We start from the raw sequence: 22,984 nt of genomic DNA, 5'->3' as shown, positions 1-22,984 counted from the left end.
GGAGATCGACATGAGCGAGACCTTCGTCCTGGTGACCGGAGCCTGTCACGGCGGATGGGCCTGGCGCCCGGTCGCGAACGAACTGAGAGCCGCCGGACACCAGGTGCACACCCCCACCCTGGCCGGGCTCGGCGCTGACGACGACCCGCGCGGCGTCACCCTCACCGACTGTGTGAACAGCCTCGTGGACTACGTCGAACGTGCCGGGCTGACCGACATCACCCTGGTCGGCCACAGCTGGGGCGGTTACGTCCTGACCGGCGCGGCGCCGAAGCTCGCGGCCCGGATTCGGCGCCTGGTCTTCTGGAGCGCGTTCGTGCCGCAGGACGGCGAGTCGCTGATCGACGCCTGTCCGCCGCACTACGGCGAGATGTTCCACGCCGTCGCGGCCGCCTCCGGCAACGACACGGTGACGTTTCCCCTGGAGGTCTTCCAGCAGGCGTTCATGCAGGACGCCGATGAGGAGACCCAGCGCATGATCCACTCCCTGCTCGTCCCGCAGCCTCTGGGCACCTTCACCGAGAAGCCGGACACGACGGCGTTCGCCGCCCTCGACATTCCCACCGCCTACGTCCTGTCCACCGAGGACCTCTCCCTTCCCGGCGAGTGGGCCTGGGCCCCCCGCTTTCCCCAGCGGCTCAAGAACCCGCTGCTCATCGAGACCCCGGGCAGCCACGAGGCACTCTTCACCCGCCCCGCCGAACTGGCCGACGCGTTCGTCCGGGCCTGCGCGGTGTAGGACGACGGCTCTCGCGTCACACGCGGAGAAGGACATCCGACCCGCGCCGGGCATGGCCGGCAGCCCGTCGCATGCTGCTGCCCGGCCGAGGCATGGGTGGAGGAGGTCCTTCGGCGAGAGGGCCGGTGACAACGTGGCGCCGGGTGAGCGCGCGGGCCACTCGGCTCGGCGAGGCGCGACTGCCGGCCGGAGCACCGTTGCTCGTGGGCAGCGGATCCGATCCGGAGGTTGTTCCGGAGACCGAACGGATGCGCCCGAACCGGGCGAACGTCCGGCATCATCCGGCTTTCGGCGCCGGTCGCCACCGCCGCCCTGGCGCTTCCTCGGCACGCACGGAGGCGGCGGTGGTCCTGGGGCGAGCAGCGCGCGGGGCCTTCCGGACATCCGGCTGGCGACCGGGGCGCCGGAACCATCCATGCTCGGGCTGCTGTCGTTCAGAGCACCCTTGAAGGTTGCGGTCGAACAGCCGTAGGCAGTGCATCGACGACGATGTATCGGCATTGCCCTGCGCGTCCATCTGACGGAACACCGGTCGCCGGAGTTCCGGGACCTGTGACCCACCATGCTGCACAGCCGGGGTCGCCTGGCACGCGTCGTGCGGTTCTCGACGACCCTGACCGGATCAAGCTCGGGCATCCGCCGATGCGGTGGGACAGGAACCGCTCGGGATGATCCCGGAGGCTGCGAAACCCAAGGTCGATAAGCGACTCGAAGCCTCTGGCCGCCGAGCGTGCAGTACCCAGCACCCCCAGGTGATCCAAACGACGGAGCCGGGGGAACGCGGGCGCAGGCGTGGGATGGAGTCGATGCCGTCCCCACCGATCGGGCCGGCTGTGGCCGTTCAAGTGCGTGTACCACCTGAGCCGGTCCTGGTCCTGAAGGCCGGTGACCTGATCCGCACCGGCTCCTGCTCCCGCGTTCCCGCGTGCGAGATGCGAGATGCGAGGCGCCGGCGCCGACTGCCGCCCCAGGCGAGCTGGGAGAGTCAGGTCGCCGCAGCCGTTTCGGCGCGGGAGAGGGCGACGTCGAGTACGACCAGGAGCGCGTCACGGACGGAGCCCGTCCTGCGTGCGTCGAAGACGATCAGCGGGATGTGTTCCGCGATGTCCAGTGCCCACCGCACTTCGTCCAGGTCGTGCTCGACCTCCCCGTCGAAGGCGTTGACGGCGACCGCGAAAGGGATCCGCTTGTGCTCGAAGTAGTCCACGGCCGCATAACAGTCGTCGAGGCGTCGGGTGTCCACGATCACCAGGGCACCGAGGGCGCCTTCGACCACGTCGTCCCACATGAAGCCGAACCGGTCCTGGCCCGGTGTCCCGAACAGGTACAGCTTCAGGGTCGGGTCGAGGGTGATGCAGCCGAAGTCCAGGGCGACGGTGGTGGTGGTCTTGCCGGGAGTGTGCGTGAGGTCGTCCACGCCTGCCGCGACCTCGGTGATCGCGGCTTCTGTGGTGAGCGGTCGTATCTCTGAGATCGAGCCCACGGTGGTGGTCTTGCCGACCCCGAAGCCGCCGGCGATGACCAGCTTGACCGGTAGCGGCGGCTGCTCAGCCGCTGTCGCGGAGTGTGCCCCGTGAATCGGGGACGGCACGGAGACCATTGATAACCCTTCGCAGTACGGAGATGTCCTGGGCGGTCCGGGCGTTGGGCACATGGACCGCCAGGTGCCCGGCGGCACACAGGTCTTCGGCGAGCACCCGGACGACGTTGAGGTGCAGTCGCAGGCAGGCGGCCAGTTCCGCCACCGACTGCGGCCGTCGGCAGGCGGCGACGATGTCGTGGTGTTCGAAGGCGAGCGTGCCGAGGACGGAGAGCCCGGCCGAGGTCGCCACGATCTGGGTCTCGATCGGGATCGGTGCCGCTGCGCCCCTCCCCGAGACCCGGCCGGCGGTCAGCAGGAACGGCCGCACCGCGGGGGCGCGGCCGACCGGCTCCGGCGGGCCGCCCTCGATGTCCTCTGCTGCCTCATGTGGTCCTGGTCCACCGACGGCCATGCCGACGACCTCCTGCCTTGCGGGGATGGGTCAGCCGGCCGGTGTGGAGCCGACGTTGTTCTTCAGCTCCATGACCAGCTGGGGGGTGAGTGCGGCCCCGGCGCGGTTGGCGAAGAGGGTCATCTCGTAGGCGATGTTGCCCAGTTTCGCCTCCTTGGAGGCGACCACGCCGAGCACGGCGCCGTTGCCTATGGCCGACACCAGTACATGCCCGCCCTCCAGATCGATGATGACCTTGTTGAGACCGCCCAGACTGTAGTTGCCGGAGACGCCTGCGGCGAGACTCGTGATGCCGGACACGATCGCGGCGAGCCGCTCGGAGTCGGCCCTGTCGCGTAGTTGGGAGACGGCGATCAGCAGGCCGTCGGACGACACCGCGATGGCGTCGACGACACCGGCGGTGTCCGTGGCGAAGCGGTCGAGCAACCAGGTGAAGTCGGCTGCCGCGGTTCGCAGGTCGTTGGGCTTCGCCTGTTCGGGGGTGCTGTCACCTGTCGACGTGGTCACTGCCCGTCTCCTTCTGGCCTTCTGGGGTTTCTGGAGTTTCTGGTGTTGCGGTGGTGCCCGCTCCGTCCGGGGGCGCGGCACTGTCCTGCTCCGCCCTGCGCACGGCGGCCTCGAACTCGTCGATCTCCGAGCGGACGGCGTCGGCGTCGAGAGGCGGTCGCACCGGTGGGATGCTTCGGTCGTCGGCCGGGGTGGTCACCGTGAGCGTCGCGCCCCGGACCCGTCGTCGTAGTGGCCGGGCGGCTGTCGGCGAAAGCCCCTCGGTAGTGGTGGTGCTCGTCGCGCCGAGGCGAGGCGGGACGCGTCGGGGCAGGCCGCTGCGAGGTGACACGGTGGTCGGCCGTCGCTCGGGAACGGTCGCGGTGGCCGGTTCGGCGGTGGCGGCGGCAGTCCGCTCGGGCCTCAGGACGTCCAGCGGCGGGCCACCGAGGCCGCGCTGCTGCGTCGTGGGCGCTGCCGCGGTCCCGGTCGGGCCCGTGACGACGGGCGGTGTGGCGTCCACGAGGCTCATCGCCAGCAGGAGCACGGAGGGGATCCAGACGGTGCTGGTGACACCACCCCCCGGTGTACGACTCAGGGTCACGCGCAGTCCGAGGTGGCGGGCGAGACTGCCGACCACGAAGAGGCCGAGCACCTTGGTCGGTACCAGGTCGAGCCGCTCCCTGCGGACGAGGCGGGCGTTCTCCTCGGCGAGGCGTTCCGCGCTCATGCCGAGGCCGTGGTCGATGACCTCGATCAGTGCCCCGCCGTCCTTGGTGACGTCCGTACCGGGCCGCACCACCACCTCGACGGGAGTGTCGGACGGGGAGAAGGAGACCGCGTTCTCCAGCAGTTCGGCGAGCAGCAGCGTCAGGTCGCCGATGATGTCGGGCCCTACGGTGATGTCCGTCTCGGACCGCAGGGACACCCGCTGGTAGCCCTCGATCCGGCCGAGGCCGGAGCGTATGACGTCGACGAGAGTGGCCGGCCGGGCCTCGACGTCGGTCTCCCGGATTCCGGCGAGCAGCATCAGGCTGTCGGCGTTGCGCTGGAGGCGTACGGCGATGTGGTCGATGCGGTAGAGCCGGTCGAGGAGGTCGGGGTCGGTCTCCTCGCGTTCGACGGCATCGATCAGCGTCAGCTGTCGGGTGGTCAGATTGCTGACCCGGCGCCCTACGTTGCCGAACATCTCGGCGACGTTGCGGCGGCTCAGTACTTGCCTCTCCAGCAGCGCGGAGGCGGTGACCTGCACATGGTTGAACGCCTCGGCCAACTCCCCGATGTCGTCGCGGACCGGCACCGGGATGGCCTGCGGCCGGAACGGGGTGCTGCCGGCCCACTCGTCGTCCGCGACCCGGGCGAGTTCCTCGTCCGCGGCCTCGACCACCTGCTGGGCGGATCCGGTCAGGGCCATGAGGGGGCGGATGACCGAGCGCCGGACCAGGACACAGAACGCCAGCCATACGGCGAAGCCGAGCAGGGCCGCGCCGAGCATCCACCATGCCTTGCGCAGGGCGTTCGCGGAAAGCGAGTCGGCCTGAGCGGCGGTCTGCCTGATCAGCGTCCGGGTGATGCCGAGGCGTGTGTCGGCCTGCTGCTCTCCGGCGGCGATCTTCTCGCGCAGTTCCCGTGTGGTCTGAGACTGCAGGGAGCCCGGATCGACCTGGAGCTCCGCGAACTGGGAGGTGACGTCGTACTGTTCGGCGCTGCGCTCGATGCCGTCCATGTTCAGGACCTGCTCCGGCGTGGCGATACGACTGAAACGGTCCGACTGGTAGGTGAAGAGCTCGTGGGCGCCGACCGCGCGGGTGTACTCGGTGAGGGCGTTCGCGTCTCGGGTCTGTGCGGAGAACACGGCGCTCTCGAAAGCCGCGTGGGCCGCGTCCGCGCGTAGTACGGCGTCCAGCAGATTGGTGACCGAGGACTCCGACGTCGCGGCGAAGCGGTCGAGTCCGATGCCGTCGATGAGGTAGCCGACCGCGGCGGCGTAGGCGGGGTCGATGTTGGCGGCGGGGACATAGCCGCGACCGAGCTTCTCGCGCAGGGAGTCGAGGCTGCCGATGTACTCGAGTGCCTGTGTCTCCTCTGCGGGCAGGCTCGACTGGAACGCGGACCGCACGGCGGCGACCCGTGCGTCGGTGGCCTGCTGTGCCTCCAGGTAGGCCGTGGTCGACGGATGGGCGGTTCCGGGGCGGTCCGCCTCGTACTGCACGGACAGCAGGAGTGCCAGCCGGTGTTCGGCCTGTACGTCGTTGATGAGCGCCGTGACCTGTTCGCTGTCGCGCACCAGTTCGGCGATCCGGTCCGCGTCGCGGACCTGCTCGATCTGGCCCGTGACGCCGATGCCGAGCAGTACGCCGACGACCGCGATGGGCGCGATGACGAGCACGTTGAGTTTCCGCCGGAACGGCCAGCGGGCGAGAACGGATACCGCTCTCCGACGGAACGGAGGAGTCCGGTCCCTGCGTCCGGGCGGCGGCTCCACTGTGTTCGTGGGCACGCTGGCCTCCTTCGAGTTCTGGTGAGTGGCGACCGCGGCGTCGTTGCGGCAGGACCGTCAACGAACGGGAGCGGGCCCGACGCTCGCACGGTGTCGCCGGGCATGAGCGATCGGACAGGTGACGTGAACGACGGGATCACGTCATGTGTCCGGATCCGGTCGGTCGGAGACTATCGTCTGTGTGATCGCTGTGAGCCTGTGTGTAATCAAGAATTGATTACGAATTGTTCACGCGCGCCTACTGAGCGGTGCCACCTCCGTGGAGGGGCCGGTCGATGCCCTGCTACATTCCCACCGCGACAACCCACCGGGCCGCAGCCCGAGGTGCTGCCGCCGTTGCGATTCCGGCCGTCTGCCGGATCGTTCTCCTCCCCCCACGCAACCCGTACCCCCTTGTGCCCAGTTGAGGAGACCCCGTGCACTCCACCCGCAAAGCGACTGCGGCAGCCGTCACGTTCCTGGTCGTCGCCACTGCTGTCGGCGGCTGTGACAGCGGCTCGACCACCAACACGTCCACCGCCGGTTCGCGGGAGCCGGGGTGCCCTGCCGTCCTCGACGAGGCGAAACAGGCAGTGCGGGAGGCCGAGGACATCAACGCCCCCTGGGGCGGCCCCACCACCGGACCTGAGGCCGTCTCAGGCAGGACCGTCGCCTATGTCGCCCAGACCATGACCAACCCCGGTGTCTCCGGAGTCGCCAAGGGCGTCCAGGAAGCGGCGAAGGTCCTCGGCTGGGACGTCCGCACCATCGATGGGCAGGGCACGCCCGCCGGCATCCGGGCGGCCTTCGCCGAGGCCCTCGCTCTCAAGCCCTCCGGCATCGTCATCGGCGGCTTCGACCCCAAGTCCGTGGCCAAGCAGGTCGAACAGGCGGACACCGCAGGCATCCCGCTGATCGGCTGGCACGCCACGGCCACCCCTGGGCCCAGCACGGATCCGAAGCTTTTCAGCAACGTCACCACCAAGGTCGAGGAAGTCGCGGAGATCAGCGCCGACTGGATCATCGCCCGCTCGGGCGGCCGCGCCGGCGTGGTGCTGTTCACCGACGCCTCGATACCGTTCGCCAAGCGGAAGTCCGATCTGATCAAGAAGAGACTCGCCACCTGCCCCGATGTCGAGTTGCTGAGTTACGAGGACATCCCCATCCCGGAGGCCAACAGCCGCACCGTCGACAAGGTTTCCTCCCTCCAATCCCGCTTCGGCGACAGATGGACCTACTCCGCCGCGATCAACGACCTGTACTTCGACCACGCGGCACCAGCGCTGCGCGCCGCCGGTCACAAGGGCGCCGGCGCCCCGTTCAACATCGGCGCCGGCGACGGTGACCCGTCAGCCTTCGAGCGGATCAACGGCAAGCAGTTCCAGTCCGCCACCGTGCCCGAGCCCCTGTCCGAACAGGGATGGCAGATCGTCGACGAGTTCAACCGCGCCTTCGCGGGCGAGCCGGCCAGCGGATACGTCGCCCCTGTCCACGTCACCACCGCGGACAACAGCGGCGGTGCGCTCTCCTGGGACTCCGAGGGCTACCGTCAGGCTTACCGCAAGATCTGGGACAAGTAGGGGCTGGTGGGCGGTCGGGAGGGCGAGGGACAGCAGCGAGTGTGACGACGGACCGGAGGGTGCGGCGGCCGAGCAGGACTCGGACTCGCCGGTGCCCCTGATCGATTCCGGTGAGGAGGCTGTGCATCACGGTTGGAGCGGGGCCCCATCCACCGGTTGCTACCGCACAGTTGATGTGCGTGGCGGTCGCGGGTGGACCCGGCTGTCCTGATGCCGACAGGAATGGAGAGGGCCTCGTAGCGGTCCGCCACCGTGGTGATGTGTCTGTTCATCACGCTGCGCAGGGTGTTGGCGTTGGCAGACCCGCCATCACGGCCTTCGCGAAAGGCGACCCCACAGACGAAAGCGGCCACGAAACCGAAGCCGTCGGCCACCACGGTCACGGTGTCGCCGAGCGGTGGTGTGACCAGCGCGATGATCAGTCGTGACTGTTCGGCCATCCAGTGACTGCGGTCGGCCGAGTTCATCGGCCGGGCGAGCCGGGACCCCAGCAGTACGCCGACGACGTGACGGGCACAGGGGCATACTGCCCGATGTCCGGCGCGCGGCGGAACACACCGCAGGCCGGACAGGAACATCCGGACGTCGCCTGTTGGTTCGATAGGGGTGCAGGTGGTGGCGAGGCCGTCGGGTGATGGCCTCGCAGACCCGAGACCGGTGATCCCTCCTCCACTCCTCCCTTACGCAGTACGAGTGAATGAGTCGACTGTTCAGTTCGGGGCAGGTGGCGAGTCTTCTACGGTTCCTGAAGGGATCCGGGGGCTGCTGGAAAGGCCCTGCGGGCGGGGGACCGCTGGAAGGGCGCACCTGATGTCGGGATTGGGGAAGTCGCCGGACGTGCTCAGGGCTCGGACGGGTCGCTGCCATCGGAACGGGGCGTGGGCCTGGGCCGCGGTGGGCCTGGCCTGCCTCATGGGAACGGTGCTGACTCTCAGCGGGCCGTGGACGGCCGGGAGCGTGGCGGCGCGGATGGTGACTTTCGGGCCGTCCACCGGTTGCTGGGGGTTGGCGGCCTCTCTGGCGCTCCGAGCGTGGGGGGTGAGTGGACGGGTGCGGACGCGTCTGCTGCTGATGGGGGGCTCGGCGGTAGCCGGGGGTGTGTACCGCGGGGCGGTCCACGTGCTGTCGGCCCACCCTCCGGGTGAGGCACGGGACGAGCGATCGCTGCTCGGTTCGGTGGTGGTCACCGGAGTGACGCTGGCGATCGGCCTGGGCATGGCCGGTCTGGTGGTCGCGGCCGACGCGGGCAAAGGCCGGCATGTCCTGCTGCGGCGCGTGCTCGACGGGGTCGTCACAGCCGGGGCCGTGTTCATGACGGGATGGGTACTGCTGCGGGGGGCCAGTGACGGCTGGCGGCTGGGGACGGGGATGGTCGGTGTCCTGTGGACCGCGGAGGTCGTGTTCCTCAGTTTTCTGTTCGCCCTGCGCCGTCTAGTACGGAGCGACCAGAGAGTCACCTTGTGGGTCGGGATCGGCGGGCTGTCCCTCATGCTGATCGGCGACACGCTGCGACTGTGGACGGTCGGCCCGCACAGCCCCGAGGCGATGTCCTGTCAGCTGGCCGACGCCTGCAGTACCGCGGGCCTGCTGGTGGTTGCGGTCGGCCCTTGGGTGCCCGGCGGGGCCAGCGTCCTGGGTGCTGCTCAGCCGACATTGCGATGGGGGATAGAGGGTGCGGCGGCGTTCATCCCCCTGACGGTCTGCACGGTCACGGCGCTGGGTTATGTGTTGGCTCCTCCCGCCCGCGACCCGGTGCCGCTGTTGGTCGGCGGGATCGCTCTGCTGAGCCTCTGGGCACGCCAGACGTTCCTGTCGAGTGAGAACACCAGAAACGACGACTGAGTTCGAGGAGGGCGAGGACAGGGCGCACTGCGCGGCGAGAACGCCTCGGGAATCGGGCCGGGCGTCGGAAGGCAAGGGGGCGCAGATCCTTGTACGCGCCACCTGCTCTGCGGGGGACCCGACGAACCGGTCAACGCCGACGTCGAACGGAGTCTCCCGATGCACAGCCGAGCCCACGACCAGGCTCAACTCGCCGACGAGACCCGCTGGTTCTTTCCTCACGGCGCAGTCCGGGCGTGCGGCGCCGACCGGCGCCGGCGGTCGGGCCCGCCTCGGCGGGGGTCATCCGGGCGCGGCGGGCGTGCACGAAGCGGCCCAGCTCGGTGCCGTGCGGGTCAGACGGCGGCGTCGGTCCCGGCGTCCGCGCGGCGGTGGTGGTCGCGGGCGAGCAGCAGATAGCTGCTGGCGGTCCAGGTGTAGGCGCGGTCGCGCAGTCCCTGACCGGTCAGGGCGTCGAAGTTCTCGGCGAAACCGGAGGTTTCGCACAGGGCGCGGAAGCGGGCGCTGATCTCGTCCGCCAGACGTTCGTGCCCGGCGCGGCGCAGACCGTCCTCGATGAGAACGGTGGCGGGGGCCCAGATCGGGCCGCGCCAGTAGCCGTCGGGCTCGTAGTGCGGGGAGCCGGGGTGCTCGGTTGCCAGACCGAACACGGTGAGGTGGGCTTCGATCAGTTCGGCCAGCCGGTCGCGGACCTTGGAGGGCAGGCGGTCGCCGAGCACGATCGGCATCAGGTCGAGCAGGCTGGCGCTCTGGGCGGGGGCTCCGCCGATGGCCGGGCGGCTCAGGAACCGTTTGCCGTCCCACAGTTCGTCCAGCAGGGCGGCCTGGAGGTCGTCGGCAGTCTCCGTGCGGTGCCGGGCGTCGTCCGGGAAGCCCTGTTCGGCGGCCAGCCTGGCCAGTTCGTCGAGCTGGAGGATGAGCATGGCGGCGAGGTCGGCGGTGACGGCCACGCGGTCGGGGTCGAAGGTGGTGGCGTTGTCCCAGCCGCTGTCGTTGCCGTGCTGGTAGTGGGGCAGGCTCGCGCCGGGTGCGCGCCGTGCGGTGAGCCAGAAGTCCGTCCAGCGCGCGAGTCTGTCGTACGCCTCGGTCAGTTGCGCTGGGGCGAGCGGTTCGGGGAGCCGTCTGCGCAGGTGGCCCAGGGCCCAGCCGTGGATGGGCGGTTTGACGAAGTTGTAGAGGACCTCGGAGTGGGTGACGGAGTCGGGCAGTGCCCCGCTTTGGTCCTGGTGGTCGAAGGGCAGTGCGAACTGGTCCCAGGCGAGGTGGGGGGATCCGGGGGCCAGGGCGAGGGCGTTGAAGCAGTGGTCCCAGCTCCAGACCTTGTCCATCCAGTGCTTGGACATCAGCACCGCGGGCCGGGTGACCAGGCCTGCCGGCCGTACGGTGGCGGACCACACCACGTAGGCGGCGAGTTCGGCGGCCGGGGTGGCGGCCGAGCGCCAGGGGGCGGCTGTGTCGACGAAGTCGGCGAACGACTGGCGTGCGGCCTCCGTGACCTCGCCGAACGCCGCCGACGAGCGGAAGGGCCGGCGCGCGCTGTCGAGTTCCTCGACCGTGGCCTCCCACGATCCGTCGGCCCCGGCGGTGACGGTGAGACCGCGCTCGCCCGCGCCCAGGGCCTGGGAACCGGTCACGTCGGCAAGCGTGCCGGACATTACGGTGATGCGGTAGCGGCGCCCGGTCTCGTAGGAGGTGAACACGTGCGCGTCGTCCACCGGGTCGCGGTAGAAGTAGGTGCCGCTGAAGGGGGTCAGGGCCTTCGCCGCCGCGGTGACGCGCAGGCCCAGTCCCTCGCCGCGCACGCGGACGGTGTCCGGCGACTCGTAGGCGAGATCGATGCGCCCGACCGTGCCGGTCCAGCTGAGCAGGCCGGGTGTCGCCCGGACGGTGGTCTCGGCCCGCTCGCCCGTCGCCGCGTCGAGGGGGACGAGGCGCAGGACGGGGTGCATGCCGTTCTGGTGCGAGACGAGGTGGAGGTCCTCGGCGCGCGTCTTCTCCGCCAGCACGGGAGAGATACCGAACCAGGATCCGTGCGTGCTGAAGGGTATGTCGTGAACGGAGAAGGCCGGGCCGGACGAGGCGGCGGTCATGAAGGCGGCACTCATTTCTTGAGTGGGGGTGGTCGGCGGTCTGCCGGGCGGCGCGACGGCGCCCGCGGGCGCGCGAGCCGGGTGGTCCGGCGTCAGTCCTTGACGGCGCCGGCGGTCACACCGGCGGCGACGTAGCGCTGGGCGAGGACGAGGATGACCGCGGCGGGCAGCGAGGCCACGACGGCGGTGGCCATGATGGCGTTCCACTCCTGGTTGTTGTTGCCGATGTACTGGTAGATGCCGAGGGTGATCGGCTCGTGGGCGCCACCGTTGACCAGGGTGCTGGCGAAGATGAAGTCGGACCAGGACCACAGGAAGGCGAACAGCGAGACCGTGACGATCGAGTTGCGGCTCATCGGCAGGACGATCGACCAGAAGGTGCGAAGGGGCCCGGCGCCGTCCGTCTTCGCGGCCTGGAGCAGTTCGCCGGGGATCCCGGACATGAACGCGGTGAAGATGAGCACGGCGAAGGGGACGGCCAACGTGGAGTCGGCGATGATCAGGCCGGGGACCGACTGCAGCAGACCGAGTTGGAGGTAGATGGCGTAGAAGCCCATCGCCATGATGATGCCGGGGATCATCTGGGCGGCCAGCAGGACGAAGTTGAGGATGCCGCCGCCGCGCGGGCGCAGTTTGGCCAGTGCGTAGCCGGCGGGTGCGGCCAGGGCCACGGTCAGGGCGACGGTGCCCAGGCCGATGACGAGGCTGGTGCCGAGGTAGGGCAACTGCTGGTCGACGACGGCCCGGTAGCCCTCCAGGGTGGCGTGGGCGGGGAACAGGTCCGGCGGGCTCTTGCGCATGTCCTGGTCGCGGGTGAAGGACACGTTCAGCATCCAGTAGACCGGGAACAGCATGACCGCGGTCAGCAGGAGGCCGACGGCCGTCTTCCACCACGTGCGTGGGCGCCGGTTCAGGGCCGTCTGTGCACTCGTCATGACAGCGCCTGCTTTCGCTGGACCCGGACGTAGACCAGTCCGAAGACCAGGGCGGCGACCACGAGCAGGTTGCCGACGGCCGCGCCGGGGCCGAAGGCGGGCAGGAGGTTTCCGAAGCCGAGCTGGTAGGACCAGGTGGCGAAGGTCGTGGACGAATCCGCCGGACCGCCCTTGGTCATGATCCAGATGATGTCGAAGACCTTGAGCGTGTAGACCAGGCCCAGCAGCAGGGTGATGGCGGACACCGGACGCAGCAACGGGAAGGTGATGCTCCAGAAGCGTCGCCAGGGGCCCGCGCCGTCGAGGGAGGCGGCCTCGTACAGGCTGGTGGGGATGGACTGCAGGCCGCTGTAGAGCACGACCAGGTTGAACGGCACGCCGATCCAGATGTTGGCGGTGATCACCGAGGCCAGCGACCAGGACGGTGAGGTCAGCCAGTTCACCGGGCCCATACCGACCGCGTGCAGGACGGCGTTGACGATGCCGGAGTCGCTGTTGAGCATCCACGACCAGGTGGACGCCGACACGATCAGCGGCAGCAGCCACGGCACCAGGAACAGCGCCCGCAGGGTCGCGGAGAGCCGGAAGTGCTGGTGGAAGAAGACCGCGAGGGCCAGGCCGATGGCGTACTGGAAGACCAGGCACACGGCGGTGAACACCACGGTGTGCAGGAGTGCGGGAGCGAAGGTCGGGTCGTCGAGGACGGCCCGGTAGTTCGCCAGGCCGGTGAACGGCGCGTCGCCCTGGACGAAGGAACGGACCGTGTAGTTACGCAGGCTCAGGTCGATGTTGCGGTAGAGCGGATAGGCGTAGAAGAGGACGAGGTAGAGGGTCACCGGGGCGAGGAACGCCCAGGCCGCCCACTGCGGGGAGGCGGGACGGCGCAGGGTCGTCGTGCGGGCCGGGGGCGGGCCGGTGGTGGCCGCCCCGTTCCGGCCGCGTGCCGGCAGCGCATCCGGCGTCTGTGTCGTGCGGTTCATCAACGAGCCTCTGGCACTGGTTACTTGACGGCGGACTGGGCGGCCGTGAGCGCGTCCTTCGGCGACTGGGACCCGCTCAGCGCGGACTGGACCGCCTTCCACAACTGCTCAGAGATCTTGGGGTACTTGGTGCCCAGATCGTCACTCGTACGCCCCTTGGCCGCCTTGACCGCGTCGACCCACGGCCCCAGATCGGCGTTCGCCGCGACCTGCTTGTCCTGCACCTCGGTGGTGGGGGCGACGTACGACAGGGTCGTGTCGGTGGCGAGGAGGTTGTCGGTGCTGGTCAGGCAGGACACGAGCTTCTGCGAGGTGGCGTAACGGCTGGTGTCTCCCTGCGCCGGGATGGTGACGAACTCACCGCCCGTCGGTGCCGCCGCGTCGCCTCCCGAGGCACCCGGGACGGGGATGACCCCGTACTCGAATCCGGCCTTCTCGGCATTGGCGAGCTGCCAGGTGCCGTTCTCGGCGAACGCGTAGTCACCACTCGCGAACTCCTGCCAGCTGGTCGTCTGGGTGTTGTTGATTACCGAGTTGGGGGCGTAGCCCTTGTCCAGCCAGTTCTTCCACAGCGACAGCGCGGAGACCGCCTGGTCGGAGTCGAGTGCGGTCAACTGGGCTCCGGAGCCCCAGTACCAGGGCAGGAACTGGAAGCTGCCCTCCTCCGTGCCGATCGCGGAGAACGTGATGCCCTTCTTCCCTGCCTTCTTCACCTTCGCCAGGGCCGCCGTCAGCGACTTCCAGTCCGTGACCGAGGAGATGTCCACGCCGGCCTCCTCCAGCACCGCCTTGTTGTAGTACAGGGCGAGGGTGTTCGCGCCGATCGGTGTTCCGTACGTCTTCCCGCCCGACTGGCCGGCCGCGAGGAGGTTCGGGCTGACCTTCGAGGTGTCCAGCTTGTTGTCGTCGGTCGTGGTCAACACCCCCGCCTCGGCCAGGGTGGAGACGACCGGGTTGTCGACGACGAGGACGTCCGCGGAGTTGTCCTGCTGCGCGGCCAGCAGCGCCTTGTTCGTCAGGTCGCTGGTGTCGAACGCGGTCCGCTTGATCTTCACGCCGGCCTTGGAGCCGCAGTCGTCCAGCAGCTTCGCCCACGCCGAGCCCTTGTTGAACTGCGGGTACGGGTCCCAGATCGTGTACGTACCGCCGTCCGCGGCCTTCGTCGAGGTATCGCCCGAGCCGGAGGAGCATGCTGTGGCGCCGGCGGTGACGGTGACGACTGTCAGGACTGCGGCAGTGAGACGCCGTCTGGCAGATGTGTTCATTGCAGTTCCTCGTGTTTTTGGCACGGGTGTGCCCTGGGATCGGCACAGGTGTGCTCTGGGACGGGTGATCGGGGGGTGCGGGGCCCGCCGAACCCGGGCGGTGAGCTGCCCGATCGGCCGGTGCGGGGTGCGGGGTGCGGGGTGCGGGGTGCGGGGTGCGGGGTGTGGGGCGTGGAGGGTGAAGGGTGAAGGGTGAAGGGTGAAGCGGAGGGTGCGGGGCGACGGTCAGAGATGGGTGGGGGCGCCGGGGTCCGCAGCGGGGTCGGTGGGCCTGGTGCCGGCAGGTCCGGTGCTCGCTCGCAACGAGATCGGTGGCGCGAGCAGGTGATTCCGGGCCGGTGCGTCGGGGTGGTCGAGCCGCTCCACGAGCAGCTCGACGGCGAGACGGCCCATCTGTTCCGCGGGCACATCGGCCGCGGTGAGCTGCGGGGTCACCGTCTCCGCCCACCTGCTGGCCACCACTCCGGTGACGGAGAAGTCGCGTGGCACATGGCGGCCGGCCTGGGCCAGCCCCCGGTAGAGGCCGCCGAGCGCGGCCTCGTTGAGCGTGACCAGGGCCGTGGTGGCCGGATCGTCGTGCAGGATCCGCTCCAGACAGGCCAGGCCGGAGGCGGCGTCGTCTCCGCAGCAGTACGTCCGGACGGTCAGCCCGCGCTCCGCCGCGGCTTTGGTGAAACCGTCCAGCCCACGCTGGGCCGACTCGTACCCGGCCCGAAGCAGTTGCTCGGGCCGGTTGACGAAGGCGACCCGACGGTGCCCCAGATCGGCGAGGTGATGCACACAGGCCGCCGCCAGTGCCGTGTGATCCAGGCCCACCCACCAGCTGCCCTGCGGGTTCGCGGTGCGGCCGATGGCGACGGAGGGGAAATCCACCGCGGTGAGATGGTGGAGCCGGTCGTCGTGCAGCCGGATCTCCATCAGGATCGCGCCGTCGACCCGCCGCTCGCCCAGCAGCCGCTGGAACGAACGGTCGCTGTCCACACCGCTAGGAGAGAGCAGCACGTCGTAGTCGTAGGCCGCGGCGGCCTCGGTGACGCTGCCGATGAAGTCCAGCTGCATGCCGGTGTAGTGGTTCCCGGCCGGGGGGAAGACCAGACCGATGGTGTTGGTCCGGCCGTTGGCCAGGGCCCGCGCACTCGCGTTGGGCCGATAGCCCAGCTCGTCGATGACCCGCTGGACCTTCTGCCGGGTGTCCTCGGACACCGGTCGCTTCCCGCTCAGGGCGTACGACACGGTGCTCCGCGAGACACCGGCCCGCTTGGCAATCTCACCGATGTTCACGGGACTCCTAGCTGAGAGCGGTCGAATCGGTTCGATGATTCCAGAGAACAGGATCGGTCGACCACCGACCATCGAACCGGTTCGCGTGAAGTGAAGGTAAGAGCAACCAAGACGGGTGTCAACGCCTCGTGCCGAATCTTTCGCAACGGCCCGGAAACGTCGGCGTGCGGTGGTGTGCTGTCCGGTCTGCCTGGGTTTTCACCCGCTCACCAGCAGGTCGGGCGCCGGGTCTCACGTACGGGCACACCCTGGCACCGCCGGGACGGCCGGCCGTGCGCGGCCGAGGACATCCGTGTCGGGGGTATTGCTGGCCGGTTTCCCCGGTGCTAGCTTCCTCGAACCGGTTCGATGATCCGTCCAGGGGCCGTGACCGCCGTCGACGCGCCACCGACATCGGAGCGCCGCCCGGCCCCCTGCGCAGCCGCCGCTCGGAGCTCCCCCTCCGGGCGTTGCCTGCCGCCGAGTGACCGCCGCGCTCGCACATGGCGGCGGGTACCTCGCTGATTCGGGCGCCACGGACCGGCCCCGTACGTACGAAACGGTTCGGATCCAGTGTCCGAGAAGCCATGGAATCCACGGAGATGCCAGTGCGACAAGGAAAAAGAACGATGGCAGTCGGCGCCGCGGTGGTAGCCGTCGTCACCACCATGCTCGCCGTACCGTCCGCAGGTACGGCCCGGGCGGTGGAACCGGAACGGCTCGTCATCGATCTCGCGACCGACACCGGCGCCTTCCACGGGGGTGCCAGCGGCTCGTTGTACGGGGTCTACGGCGACGGGGCGCCGAGCCGCAACCTCATCGAGGGTATGCACCTGCGCACGGTGTCGACCAAGGCGCAGGACGGTCCGCAACACCCCGGCGCGGACGCGCTGGAAATCCTGCCGCCGTTCGTGGACTCCGGCGGCAAGGACGTCTACATCTACATGACCGACATCTACCGGGGCTTCCCCTACGAGTGGCCCGGCGCGAACGGTCCCGCGAAGCTCGCCGACTTCCAGGAGAAGATCAAGAAGCAGGTCCGCCAGGTCCTGACCACGGGCGACTACAAGGACCACGTCGTCTATGTTCCCTTCAACGAACCCGAAGGGAACATGTTCGGAACCGGCGACTGGAGTTACAACAGGACCTCCTGGCTCAACGACCCGAAGGACTTCTTCGCGGCGTGGAAGGAGACCTACCACCTCATCAAGAGCCTGGACCCGGACGCGCGCATCGCGGGTCCGAACACCTCCCTCCTCTTCGACCAGGTCAAGGGCTTCCTGCAGTACGCCAAGGCCAACGACGTCGTCCCGGACGTGATGACCTGGCACGAGCTGTCCAGCCCCGCCGCGGTCCGCACCAGCGTCGCGAAGTACCGGCAGTGGGAGAAGGAGGTCGGTATCGACCCGCTGCCGATCAACGTCAACGAGTACGGCCACAACTACCACCTCTCCGTGCCCGGCCAGGTCATCCAGTGGGTCTCCGCCATCGAGGAGTCGAAGATCGACGCCGACCTGGCGTACTGGAACATCGACGGCAACCTCAACGACTCGGCCGTCGACGTCAACAGGGGCAACGGCCAGTGGTGGCTGTTCAACGCCTACGGCCAGATGTCCGGGCACACGGTGAAAGTGACCGCTCCTCATCCGAACCAGCAGTACACGCTCCAGGGCGTCGCCACGCTCGACAGCGAGAAGAAGCAGTCCAGGGCCCTCTTCGGCGGCAAGAGCGGTGACGCGAACGTCGTCTTCGAGAACATCGACCCGAAGCTGTTCGGGAAAACGGTGCACGCCACCGTGCAGGAGATCCCCTGGACCGGACAGGTCGGCGACTCGGCCCAGCCCCTGCGGCTGGCCGACCAGGAGGTCGAGGTCGGCACGGACGGCGCGGTGACGCTGCCGATGACGGGCATGAACGCCATGTCCGCGTACCAGATCATCCTCTCCCCGGGCGGAAACGGCTCCAAGCCGGCCACACCCTCGACGAGCTGGCGCAGGACGTACGAGGCGGAGAACGCCACCTACACCGGCAGCGGCTATTCCAAGAACGGACCCGAGGGCACGCCCTCCAACGTGGGCAAGTTCGCCACGTCCGGTGACTACAACGTCGGCGGGCTGCGCACCGGCTCCGACGGCGTGCTCGCTTTCGACGTGGACGTACCGCAGGACGGCACCTACGACCTGAGCGTCTTCGCCAACTCCTACAACCTGGACGGCCGGGTGAAGGACCAGGGCCCCACCAACGTCTTCCTGCGCGTCGACGGCAAGGACCCGCAGGAGCTGCGGATGCCGCTCGGCTACAAGTGGGTGGTCTGGGGACACACCGACACCACCGTGAAGCTCACCGCCGGCAAGCACAGGATCACGCTCTCGGCGAAGGACACGGACCTGGGCGTCACCAAGGGCGACGCCATCATCGACAAGATCGACCTGGCCCTGCGCGACGAGCACGTCACCCAGCCGGCGATCTACGAAGCCGAGTACGCCACCCTCACCGGAGCCCGGCCCGGCTACACCTATCCCGATGCTTCGGGACCGGGCGCGGTGGCTCTGTCCGAGGGCGATTCCGCGACCTTCTGGGTCTACTCACCCACCGACGGCGAGGCGACGGTGTCTGTCGACCACCTCGGCGGAGGCAGGGCAGCGCTGTCGCTGAACGGTGAAGAGCTCGACCTTCCCAAGATCGGAAGCGGCAAGCCGCGTACGGAAACGGTCAACATGTTCCTGTCCGCCGGCATCAACAAGATCACTGTCACCGGCACTTCCCGCGAGCTGGTGCTCGACCGGCTTCGGGTCGCGCCGTCCAGCGGCAACCTGGTGACTGAGGTGTACCAGGCGGAGGCCGGTGCCCTGAGCGGCGCCGCCAAGGCCACCGAGGCGTACACCTTCGCCGCAGGCGGCAGGGCGGTCACCGACATCGGCAACGGAAAGGCCAACGCCCTCACCCTTGACGTCGTCGCCAAGCGTGCCGGACGGCACGCGGTGACCATCCGCTACTCCAACGCCGAACAGGCACCCGCCACCCACTACAACCCCGACCCGATCGCACGCCACGCCGACCTTTCGGTCAATGGCGGACCGGCCCGTCGGGTGCTGTTCCCGACCACCTTCCACTTCAACAGCTTCAGGGATCTGACCGTCCCGGTCACCCTGAAGAAGGGCACGAACCGGCTCACGTTCACAGCCGAGGAGTTGCCGGACTTCGACGGCGACTCCTTCAACCAGTACGACCAGCGATCCCCCTACGCGCCGGTGATCGACCAAGTCGCCGTCACCCCGCTGACGGAGAAGTAGCAGCCCGAGCTCGTCAGAACATCCAGGTGCCTGCCGGACTCCGGCCGGCACCTGGATGTCCACGGGTTCCGTACACCGGCGAGCGCGACGGACGGCGCCCCGGCGGGGCGCCGTCGGCTGTTCGGTTGAAGTTCCCGCAGGCCGTCGCCGTCAGAGGCCGTCGCCGTCAGAGGACGTCGTAGGTCAGAGGGCGTCGCGGTCGATGTCGAGGTCACGCTCTGGTGCACCAGTGTGCGCGGCGCTGCGCCGGTGAACAGCGGCGTCCGGCGCCCAGCACGACGGGCGCGAGGTGCGGCGTCAGCGTGTCGACCAGTCCGGCGTCGAGTGCCAAGACAATCGTGGTGTCGCCGCCCGTGAGGACGACTGATTACGTGACGGAGCTGCTCGTTTAGACAGGCCCGTTCCACTGCGCGCCCTCGTCCTGCTCGCCCTCGTCCTGCTCGGCCTGGGCCGGAAGCTCGGCCTGCTCAGCGGCACCGCCATCGTTCATCGCAGCGGTCAGCGTCGCGTAGACCACGACATTTCCCTGGTAGCCGGTTTCTTCGGCGTATTGACCCCCACAGGTGATCACGCGCAGTTCGGGCTGGTGGGAACTGCCGTAGACCTTCTCATCCGGAAAGGCCTCCTTGTCGTAGAGCTCCACGGCGTCGACCGTGAAGACGGCTGTCCGCCGGTCTGCCCTAGTGATCTCGATGGTGTCGCCCTTGGCCAGTGCCCCGAGGCGGTAGAAGACCCCGGGGCCTTCAGGTGTGTCGACATGTCCCGTCGTGACGGCTGTGCCCACGGAGCCGGGATTCGTGCCGGCGCCGTACCACCCGACAAAGCCTGGCCTATCAGCTGGTGGCGGGTGCAGCGCCCCTGTTTCATCGAGGGTCAGTTCCGTCATCGGTGCGTTCACGCCGATGGCGCGGACTCGCAGCCGGACCGGAGCCGACGGGGGCAGGGTCGGCACAGAGGGGTACTGGGCCGAGGCGGTGCTGCTGGGGCCGGGGCGTGCGGAGGAGAAGAAGGACTGCGCGGACGAAGGTTGCGGAGGCTGTTCGCTCCGGAGTGCCGTGGTCACCAGCGCCATGCCCGTCAGTAGAGCGCAGGCGAGAAGTTTGGTGGAGGGGGTGAACCAGGGGGATGGATCGGCGGGCTCGGGCCAGGGGTCCATCGCTGTGCAGCCTCCGCTTCGCGGCCGAAGTGAGTGAAGGCGGGGTAATCCTGGAGCCCCCGGACCGACACGGGTCCGGGGGGTGGGCCGGCGGGCAGCGTCAAGTGCGGGGACCGGCCGGGCGGCGGTGCATCTTGATCGCACCTCCGGCGGTGGCCCCGGCGAGCAGTACCGCCCCGAGGGCAAGTTGCGTGTCCTTGTCGTTCGCTTCCCCGAAACCAGCGTCGATCGCGCCCCTGGGGTTGCCGGTGCCGACCGAGTACGTGCCCGTGATCCTGACTCGCGGTGGGCACTTCACGGTGACCGTGTATTCGCCGGGCTCGGTGCCGGCCGGCACCTTGAATTCGCCGGTCAGTACACCTTTCTGGTCGCCTTGGAGGAGGTGAAAGCTGCCTCCTGCCTCAGACTCGCCCTTCCCGTAGATCTCCGAGCCACAAGCTGTAGTGCTGACCGTGACGGTGGAGCCTGGGGCGGAGTGGCTCGGGCTGATGTGCATACCTGGATCACTGGTGGGACCGTTCGCGGCTGCTGCGGGCGGGCTCGAGAGGCCGACGGCGCCGAGAACCAGACCGATGCCGAGGCCAGCACACTTGATACGCATGAAGTTCCTCCGAGGAAGCAGTGGCCGGCCGGAGTGCGCGGCACCTTGTTGTGCTCCGCTCACGAGGAAACCGACAGACCGTCAGGGCTGCAACACGCCATACGGACGGATGGGTCATCCGGCCAGGCCCAGCGACCGCACTCTTTTGATCATTTATGCAGGTGAGCGCTCCTGAGAGCGAGTTCGGAAGAACGCACCGCACGGGCGACGCAGAGACCGGTGTCCGAGGTGATGTGGAAGCGGCGCAGGATGCCTGTGGCTGCGGCCGCCGTGATTCATCCACCTGCGCGGCGCGTGCCCGTGAAGACCCGTGGACCGGTGAAGCCCTCGGCGAGCAGGACGGCCGAGGGGGCGGCCCGGGCGAGGCGGTCCTGGCAGTCGAGAACGCGGTCCGTCACAGGAAGGTCGGGTGGGCGCAGCCAGTTCCGCTCCCGGTAGGGGTCGAGGCTGGTGGTGAATCGCAGGGCGATGGCTGGGCGGTCGTGCCGGCGGGTCCGCGCGACCGGGTCAGGCCGCACCCCCTCCTCCACATCGGTCGAGCCGACGAAGATGCTTTCCCCGGCCGCGAGGCGTTTGTCCAGCAGCTCGTTCTGCTGTACCACGACCTTGCGGGTCACGGACTGGCTGGTCGCCCGCGTGCTCGCCGATCTTGCGCCGCTAGGAATCGAGGCAGACCGCCGCGTCCACCGAGGCGACGTCGGCTGCCGTGGACCTGCCTGAGGCGCCGGGCCGACAGCGACCAGGAGTGTCGCGGGGGCGAGGGCACGCGTAGGGCCTCAGTCACAGTCCATTTCGAAGGCCCTTCTGCCGCAGTCGAACTGGGCACGCAGGTCGCCGTGGTCGCCGACGTGCTGGCCGTGCTGGCAAGGGACGCGGGGGCGGTCGCAGTACTGGTTGCCGGAGGCGCCTTCGTCGGCGCAGTCGCTTTCGCCCGGCCAGTGATCGGCTGCACCCGACCCGGGCGAACGGGCTCGCCGCCCACCGGACTGGCTTGGCCCGGCCGCTGCCGTAGCCGACGATCGGGTGAACCTCTTTCCCAGCACCTGCCGTTGTCGACGAGGTGCCGGACCGCGTCCGGCATCGCTCGGTGGCGGTACGCCTCAGGCTGCCCGCCCCGGCCGGGCAGCCAGCCGGGTTGGCCGCACCAAGGGTGTCGCGACAAAGGCGTGCAACCTTCGGGTCGGCTCGACTGTCTCCTCTGATGCCGGACATTCATGCCGTTGGGGGAACAAGATGACACGAAGCAGAACAGCCTGGGTGACCGCGGTCCTGGTGACTGCCACACTGGGCGCCGTCGCGGTGCCGACCGTGGCCACGGCGGCCGTCGGCCCGCGGGCGGCGGCCGCATGCCCGACCGGCTGGGGCAGCCTCAGCAAGGTGGACTTGTCCAGCACGTCGGGCGAGTACATCACGAATGCCAGGACCGGTCGCCACGACTGCTATGACCGATTCGTCGTCGACGTTCCGGGCGCGTCCGCCGACCAGCTCGGGTACACCGTGAGCTACGTCGACCAGTTGATCCAGGACCCGACCGGCGACCCCATCCCGATCCGCGGCGGCGCCATCCTGGAGGTAGTCGTCAGGGCGCCCGCCTACGACTCGGGCAACCCCACGTACCCCGGCCAGGCGGGACAGCCTCTGCCGGGTGTGAACCTCACCGGGTACCGCACCTTCCGGGACGCGAAATTCGCCAGCTCTTTCGAGGGGCAATCGCAGTTCGGGCTCGGGATCCGCGCCCGGCTGCCCTTCCGGGTGCTGCAGTTGGACGGGCATCTCGTGGTGGACGTGGCCCACACCTGGTGAACCACCAAGGCTGACCGGCACCGCCACGTCCGACAGGTGGGCCCGACCATGGGGCCTGGCGTACGCGGCAGCGTCACCCGCAGCCCGTCCCCGTCCCGGACCGCCGCACGAGCGGCCCGGGACGGCGCACAACGCCTCCATGCAGACTCCGGTCCCCACCAAGTGGCCCACCGGCACCTGCAGTCTCGAGGAAGCACACCTCCGTCGGCGCTGCCGCGAACGTCGAAGGCAGCACGGCCGGGGGTGTCGGCCGCTCCGTGCCCGCCTGAAGTGCGGCGAGCCCTGGAACGAGATCGCGTCGACACGCCGGGCCACCGGCGCGGACGCCACCTGACACTGCCCATCCGGTGAACCGCTCGCTGGCCGGGCGAGCCACCTCGAGAGGCTGGCTCGCCCGGCTGCCGCGACGAACTCAGGTCGTGCGCCCCTTCGGGGGTATGGCCGACCGGGCCGGCACTCGTGAACCACCCTCGTGCTCGGT

17 protein-coding genes and 2 pseudogenes are annotated in these 22,984 nt (G+C 69.2%); 5 read left to right on the top strand and 14 right to left on the bottom strand.

Translation table 11 applies throughout. The features are described from left to right. Positions 1 to 10 precede the first annotated feature (10 nt). Complete coding sequence (locus tag OG858_RS01200) at positions 11 to 739, top strand: alpha/beta fold hydrolase (RefSeq protein WP_060893783.1); 729 nt, start codon at positions 11 to 13, stop codon at positions 737 to 739. A gap of 985 nt (positions 740 to 1,724) precedes the next feature. Here the strand turns inward: OG858_RS01200 and OG858_RS01195 are convergent. Genes OG858_RS01195 through OG858_RS01180 form a run of 4 tightly spaced genes read right to left on the bottom strand, consistent with a single transcriptional unit; the run spans position 1,725 to position 5,719 of the window. Then, positions 1,725 to 2,339 (bottom strand): GTP-binding protein, encoded by a 615-nt coding sequence (locus OG858_RS01195; protein ID WP_037698049.1) that lies wholly within the window; start codon positions 2,337 to 2,339, stop codon positions 1,725 to 1,727. Continuing rightward, positions 2,287 to 2,733, bottom strand: a complete 447-nt coding sequence (locus OG858_RS01190; RefSeq protein ID WP_086752620.1) for a DUF742 domain-containing protein — start codon at positions 2,731 to 2,733, stop codon at positions 2,287 to 2,289. The genes OG858_RS01195 and OG858_RS01190 overlap by 53 nt, the downstream gene beginning before the upstream one ends. A gap of 30 nt (positions 2,734 to 2,763) precedes the next feature. Next, positions 2,764 to 3,240 carry a roadblock/LC7 domain-containing protein gene (locus OG858_RS01185; protein ID WP_037698046.1) on the bottom strand — a complete coding sequence of 159 codons (477 nt, stop codon included), beginning with the start codon at positions 3,238 to 3,240 and terminating at the stop codon, positions 2,764 to 2,766. After that, positions 3,221 to 5,719, bottom strand: a complete 2,499-nt coding sequence (locus OG858_RS01180; RefSeq protein ID WP_319068557.1) for a sensor histidine kinase — start codon at positions 5,717 to 5,719, stop codon at positions 3,221 to 3,223. The genes OG858_RS01185 and OG858_RS01180 overlap by 20 nt, the downstream gene beginning before the upstream one ends. 416 nt (positions 5,720 to 6,135) lie before the next feature. Between OG858_RS01180 and OG858_RS01175 the strand changes: the two genes are divergently transcribed. Both OG858_RS01175 and OG858_RS01170 read left to right on the top strand, forming a co-directional pair. Then, positions 6,136 to 7,278: a substrate-binding domain-containing protein gene (locus OG858_RS01175; protein WP_319266113.1), complete on the top strand. Its 1,143-nt coding sequence runs from the start codon at positions 6,136 to 6,138 to the stop codon at positions 7,276 to 7,278. Between the two features lie 1,050 nt (positions 7,279 to 8,328). Then, positions 8,329 to 9,120 carry a hypothetical protein gene (locus OG858_RS01170; protein ID WP_319266111.1) on the top strand — a complete coding sequence of 264 codons (792 nt, stop codon included), beginning with the start codon at positions 8,329 to 8,331 and terminating at the stop codon, positions 9,118 to 9,120. A 214-nt stretch (positions 9,121 to 9,334) separates the two neighbouring features. Here the strand turns inward: OG858_RS01170 and OG858_RS01165 are convergent. From OG858_RS01165 to OG858_RS01140, 6 genes and pseudogenes are all read right to left on the bottom strand, one after another. Further along, positions 9,335 to 9,439: pseudogene (locus tag OG858_RS01165) on the bottom strand (transcriptional regulator); the annotation flags it as partial. 16 nt (positions 9,440 to 9,455) lie between these two features. Beyond that, positions 9,456 to 11,210: an amylo-alpha-1,6-glucosidase gene (locus OG858_RS01160; RefSeq protein ID WP_319266194.1), complete on the bottom strand. Its 1,755-nt coding sequence runs from the start codon at positions 11,208 to 11,210 to the stop codon at positions 9,456 to 9,458. A gap of 92 nt (positions 11,211 to 11,302) precedes the next feature. Beyond that, entirely contained in the window at positions 11,303 to 12,145 is an 843-nt protein-coding gene (locus OG858_RS01155) for a carbohydrate ABC transporter permease (RefSeq protein WP_319266109.1), read from the bottom strand. Then, positions 12,142 to 13,125, bottom strand: coding sequence for a carbohydrate ABC transporter permease (locus OG858_RS01150; RefSeq protein WP_319266107.1), 984 nt, complete (start codon positions 13,123 to 13,125; stop codon positions 12,142 to 12,144). The genes OG858_RS01155 and OG858_RS01150 overlap by 4 nt, the downstream gene beginning before the upstream one ends. A 20-nt stretch (positions 13,126 to 13,145) precedes the next feature. Next, a complete protein-coding gene (locus OG858_RS01145) occupies positions 13,146 to 14,390 on the bottom strand; it encodes a sugar ABC transporter substrate-binding protein (protein ID WP_086752476.1) in 1,245 nt (414 codons plus the stop codon). Between the two features lie 225 nt (positions 14,391 to 14,615). Beyond that, positions 14,616 to 15,671, bottom strand: a complete 1,056-nt coding sequence (locus tag OG858_RS01140; protein WP_319266105.1) for a LacI family DNA-binding transcriptional regulator — start codon at positions 15,669 to 15,671, stop codon at positions 14,616 to 14,618. Positions 15,672 to 16,279: 608 nt separating this feature from the next. Between OG858_RS01140 and OG858_RS01135 the strand changes: the two genes are divergently transcribed. Beyond that, complete coding sequence (locus OG858_RS01135; RefSeq protein WP_319266103.1) at positions 16,280 to 18,943, top strand: cellulosome protein; 2,664 nt, start codon at positions 16,280 to 16,282, stop codon at positions 18,941 to 18,943. Positions 18,944 to 19,109: 166 nt separating this feature from the next. On the opposite strand, the pseudogene OG858_RS01130 reads toward OG858_RS01135, so the two are convergent. The 4 genes and pseudogenes from OG858_RS01130 to OG858_RS01115 all read right to left on the bottom strand — a co-directional run. Continuing rightward, positions 19,110 to 19,307: pseudogene (locus OG858_RS01130) on the bottom strand (dihydrofolate reductase family protein); the annotation flags it as partial. Positions 19,308 to 19,331: 24 nt separating this feature from the next. After that, positions 19,332 to 20,099 carry a class F sortase gene (locus OG858_RS01125; protein ID WP_328545234.1) on the bottom strand — a complete coding sequence of 256 codons (768 nt, stop codon included), beginning with the start codon at positions 20,097 to 20,099 and terminating at the stop codon, positions 19,332 to 19,334. A gap of 100 nt (positions 20,100 to 20,199) precedes the next feature. Continuing rightward, positions 20,200 to 20,763 carry a sortase gene (locus OG858_RS01120; RefSeq protein WP_327723130.1) on the bottom strand — a complete coding sequence of 188 codons (564 nt, stop codon included), beginning with the start codon at positions 20,761 to 20,763 and terminating at the stop codon, positions 20,200 to 20,202. A 212-nt stretch (positions 20,764 to 20,975) separates the two neighbouring features. Then, complete coding sequence (locus tag OG858_RS01115) at positions 20,976 to 21,317, bottom strand: hypothetical protein (protein WP_319266099.1); 342 nt, start codon at positions 21,315 to 21,317, stop codon at positions 20,976 to 20,978. A 616-nt stretch (positions 21,318 to 21,933) separates the two neighbouring features. On the opposite strand from OG858_RS01115, the gene OG858_RS01110 reads away from it, so the two are divergent. Continuing rightward, on the top strand, positions 21,934 to 22,503 hold the full coding sequence (locus OG858_RS01110) for an AMIN-like domain-containing (lipo)protein (RefSeq protein WP_086754391.1): 570 nt from the start codon (positions 21,934 to 21,936) through the stop codon (positions 22,501 to 22,503). The last annotated feature ends 481 nt before the right edge of the window (positions 22,504 to 22,984 follow it).

Source organism: Streptomyces europaeiscabiei (assembly GCF_036346855.1).
In the GTDB taxonomy this organism is placed as follows: domain Bacteria; phylum Actinomycetota; class Actinomycetes; order Streptomycetales; family Streptomycetaceae; genus Streptomyces; species Streptomyces europaeiscabiei.
This window is presented reverse-complemented; position numbering and strand designations above follow the sequence as displayed.